The following is a 4372-nucleotide window of genomic DNA, read 5'->3' as shown; positions in this document are numbered from 1 at the left end:
GGCACGTCGGGTCGGGGGCCGGTGAGCGCGGCGGCCAGCTCGGCGGAGAACAGCGGCGCGAGCTCGGCGCGGCGCGCCGGCGTGGCGAGCGTGCGCAGCAGCTTGACGGCCAGCGCCTCCTCGGGGTGGCCCGCGACGCCGCCGCCCCAGGCGGCGATCGCCGCGGCCGGCAGTGTGCCGAACGTGGCGAGCAGCGCCACCGAGGCGGCGGCCGGATGGCCGCGCAGGGCGCGCCCCGCACGGTCGCACCAGTCGGCCAGGCCGGCGCCAGGGCCTGCGGTGGCGCCCGGCAGCATGCCGAGCAGGATCTCCCAGCAGTCCACCTGGACCTCGGGCAGTTCGGCCGCCAACTCGGCGGGCAGCGGCGCCGGTTGGATGTCGGAGTAGAGCAGGCGGACCAGCCGGTGCGGGGTGCGCTGGGTGCGCCAGCAGTCCTCGTGGGCGTGGTCGGCCAGCAACTCCTCGACGGTGACCGGCTCCGCCGACAGGTCCGTGCGCACCAGGCCGTCGCCGGTGGCCTCGAAGTGGTAGAGCTCGTCCGGGTGTCGCCCCGGGCGCAGCGGGGCGGCGTGCCGCTCGATCGCGGCGAGCACGGCGTCGCCGCGATCGAGGAGGTTCCGCCGCCGGTCGGCGGACGGCGGGCCGGCGTCCCGCTTGAGCCGCTGCAACTCCTCGGAGAACGCCTGCACCAGGAACGGCGTGGTCAGCCGGTAGCTCATGGCGAGGCCGAGGTAGGGGAAGACGGCGCAGGAACGGCAGCCGGGGCGCCGGCCGACCTCCTCCTCGCGGACCCGGACCAGCTCGGGGTCGTCCACGAGAGCGCGGTAGGGCCGGTCCCAGGGCAGCGAGGCGTCCCACTCGTGGTAGCAGGGCAGCAGCACCCGCCCGTCGGGTCCGACGGTCAGGATCCGCTCGTTGGCGGCGCAGGCCGTGTCGGACGCCGGGTCGAGGGTCCGCAGGTGGTGCAGGAACGCCAGGCTGACGACGGTGTACGGCTCGTACCGCAACGCGGCGACCCGGTCGGCCAGTTCGGACATCGGAAGGCTCGTGCTCGTGGCCTGGTTGCTGCCGGGGGTCGGGGTGGCGCGGCCGTTGACGGCGGCGAGCTTGAGCGCCCGGACCGAGCCGGGCGGCCGCAGCTCGCGCTGGGCGGCGAAGTAGCTGAACATCGGCGAGAGGTAGACGGGCACCCGGGCGCGCTGCGCGTAGTCGACGATCCGGGGCAGTTCGTCCGCGTTCTGCCCGGAGACCACGCAGATCAGCTTGAGGTTGCCGGCCCCCGCCGCGCCCAGCTCGCGCACCAGTTCCAGGGTGCGGTCGAGCGTGTCGGTGCCGCGGATGCCGTGGTAGCGCTCGGCGTCCAGGGTGTCGAGCGACACGTTCATGGTGCCGAGCAGCGGCACGATCTCGCGGGCCTCGGGCGGGAAGCGGATGGCGTTGGTGGTGAGGTCGACGGTCATGCCGAGCTGGTGCGCGTGCCGCACGGCGGCGGTCAGCTCGCGGTGCAGGGACGGTTCGCCGCCCGTGATGTCCAGGTAGGTGACGCCGAGTTCGGCCAGTTCGTCGAGGCAGCGGCGCAGCCCGTCGGCGGTGAGCTCCCGGTGGCCGTCGAAGACGGGGTCCTGCCAGACGTTGCAGTAGCCGCAGCGCGCGTTGCACCGGAAGGTGACGTACAGCCGGGCGTGCCGGAACCGGGTGGTGGTGGCGGTGGCCATACAGGACCTCCCCAGATGGGCGGTGCGCGGCGGAGGGAACGCGAGGGGGCGGGGCGTGCTCAGTGCGACTCGGCCGTCAGCGCCGTATGGATCTCGGCGTCGCTGACGTCGTCGGCGATCACCGTCTCCCCCAGGCCGACGGGGAGCACGAAGCGTAGCTGCCCGTCACGGATCTTGCGTATCTGCCCCAGGGCCGCGACGGTGGCGGCCGGATCCACGGGGGCGGGCAGCCCGTCCAGGGTGACGGGCAGGCCGACGGTGGTCAGCAGGGCGCTGACCCGACCCAGCGTCGCCGGGTCGAGCAGCCCGCGCCGGGCGGCGATCCGGGCGGCGCAGGCCATGCCGAAGGCGACCGCCTCGCCGTGCAGGACCGGGCCGTAGCCGGTGACGGTCTCGACGGCGTGGCCGACGGTGTGGCCGAAGTTGAGCGGCCGCCGCAGGTCGTTCTCGTACGGGTCCTTGGCGATCAGCCGGCACTTCACCGCGCTCGCCCCGTGCACCAGTTCGGCGGTGGCGGCCGGGTCGGCGGCCAGCACGTCGGCGTGCCGGCGCTCGATCAGCTCGAAGAGGGCGGGCGAGGCGATGACGCCCTTCTTGATGGCCTCGGCGAGGCCGGCCCGCAGCTCCCTGAGGCTCAGCGTGGCGAGGTAACCGACGTGCGAGACGACGGCCTTGGGCTGGTGGAAGGCGCCGATCAGGTTCTTGGCGGTGGCGTGGTCCACCGCGACCTTGCCGCCGAGCGCGGCGTCCACCTGGGCGAGCAGGGTGGTCGGCACGTTGACGTACGGGAGGCCGCGCATGTAGGCGCTGGCCACCCAGCCGACGGTGTCCATGATCACCCCGCCGCCGACGGCCAGGATCACGTCGCGCCTGGCGAGCCGGGTGCCGGCGAGCCAGTCGAGCAGCCCGGCGGCGGTGGGAAGGCTCTTGTTGGCCTCGCCGGCCGGGATGGCCGTCATCGTCACGTCGAGACCGGCGGCCGTGAGCCGGCCGAAGAGCCGGCGGGCGTGCAGCGCCGACACGTTCTCGTCGGTGATCAGGGCGACCCGGCGGCCGTCGATCTCGGTGCGTAAGCGCCGCGCGGCGGTGGCCTCGTCCTGGCAGACGTGGACCGCGTACGTGTCGTGTCGCGTCGCCGCGCCGACGATCGGGCCCTCCGGGTCTGCGGGCAGGTCGAGCCGCTCGGATACGCGGACATACGTAGTCATGTATCCCCCAGACTCAGTGGCCAGGGCCGCCTCATCGAGTGCCCAATTCTCACCTGAGAACGTTCCGGGGGCAACACTGCGTGCGGACGGCCCGTCACACGCTACTGACGGGTCGTCAGTTCACGGCCGGTCGGGGCCTTCCTCCGGGCCGGCCAGCTCGGCGAGCGACACCGGGACGGCGAGCGGGCGGGCGGCGGTGCCGCGCAGGTCGGCCTCCGTCGGCGGCCGGCCGTCCAGGGTGGCGGTGAGGCACGCGGCGGCGTATCCGCAGACCCGCCCCTGGCACCAGCCCATGCCGACGCGGGTCAGCATCTTGACGGTCCTGGCGTCCCCGGCGCCGAGTTGGGCGTGCGCGGCGCGCACCGCGGCGTGCGGCACCTCCTCGCACCGGCAGACCAGCGTGTCGTCGGTCAGCCAGCGGTGCCAGCCGGCGGGCACGGGGTGGGCGTCGTGCATCGCGCGGGCGAAGGCCCGATGGGCGCGGACGGTGGCCCGCGGCCGGCGGCCGCCCTCGGGCCGGCCGGCGGCGGCCGCCCCCGCGATCCGGCCCTCCGCGAGGCTGAGGGTGGCGCCGCCGACGCCGGTGGCCTCGCCGGCCACGAAGACCCCCGGCACGTCCGTCCGCTGCCGCTCGTCGACGGCCACCACCAGGGAGCCGTCGACGTCCACCCGGGTGGCGACGCCGAGTTGCAGCGGGAGTTCGAGGGCCGGGGTGAAACCCCAGCCGAACGCCACGAGGTCGACCTCGACCTCCTCCGGCCGCGACCGCGGCACGCCGTCCCCGTCGAGGACGGCCCGCCGGACGGCGCGCACCCGGTCGTCGCCGAGGATCTCGGCGACGACGGTGCGGGTGCGGTACGGGATACGGTGCCTGGCGAGCGCGGCTGCGTAGCCGGCGGCCTCGGCGACCTTGCCGGGCACCCGCAGCACGGTGGGCGCGTGCCGCGCCCAGCGGAGCGGCGAGTTGGCCTCCCAGACGCCGACGACGCGGGCCCCGGCGCGGGCGAGGCCGGTGGCCACCGGCAGCAGGAAGGGCCCGGTGCCGGCGACGAGCACCTGCCGGCCGGCGACCGTCCCGTGCCCCTTGAGCAGCGCCTGCGCGCCGCCGGCCGCCACCACCCCGGGCAACGTCCAGCCGGGCACCGGCAACTGCCGGTCGGCTCCGCCGGGGCACAGCACGACCTTCCCGGCCGTGACGGGGCCGGGCAGCGGCTCGACGCCGTCGTGCACGGGGGTGGTCTCCAGCCGGAAGCCGCCGTCGTCCTCCCTGGTCACCAGCCAGACCTGCTGGCCGGGACGGTAGTCGACCCGGCCGGCGTCCGTCAGCGCCCGCAACCGGCGCCACAACCCGCCGTACGCCCCGCCGGGTTCGGTGTCCGCCGCGTGCCGCCAGTACTGCCCGCCGGGCCGCTCCCCCGCGTCCAGCAGCACCACCGGGGCGCCCCGCTC

Annotated in this window: 3 protein-coding genes; all 3 read right to left on the bottom strand. The window is 75.5% G+C overall.

Annotated elements, in window-relative coordinates:
- On the bottom strand, window positions 1-1715 hold a 1715-nt coding region (locus E1283_RS32640), incomplete at its 3' end, for a radical SAM protein (protein ID WP_132821779.1).
- 59 nt (window positions 1716-1774) lie between these two features.
- Window positions 1775-2923 (bottom strand): 3-dehydroquinate synthase, encoded by a 1149-nt coding sequence (gene aroB / locus E1283_RS32635; RefSeq protein ID WP_132821778.1) that lies wholly within the window; start codon window positions 2921-2923, stop codon window positions 1775-1777.
- A gap of 120 nt (window positions 2924-3043) precedes the next feature.
- Window positions 3044-4372, bottom strand: a 1329-nt coding sequence (locus E1283_RS32630) for an FAD/NAD(P)-dependent oxidoreductase (protein ID WP_132821777.1), incomplete at its 5' end; no start/stop codon positions are given.

It is taken from the genome of Streptomyces hainanensis, from assembly GCF_004348415.1.
GTDB classification, from domain to species: domain Bacteria; phylum Actinomycetota; class Actinomycetes; order Streptomycetales; family Streptomycetaceae; genus Streptomyces; species Streptomyces hainanensis.
Note: the sequence above shows the minus strand (reverse complement) of the source record. Positions and strands in the feature narration are given on the sequence as shown.

Coding starts and splice junctions, on each gene's coding strand:
- aroB (WP_132821778.1), bottom strand. CDS start 2,923: ATGACTACGTATGTCCGCGTATCCGAGCGGCTCGACCTGCCCGCAGAC.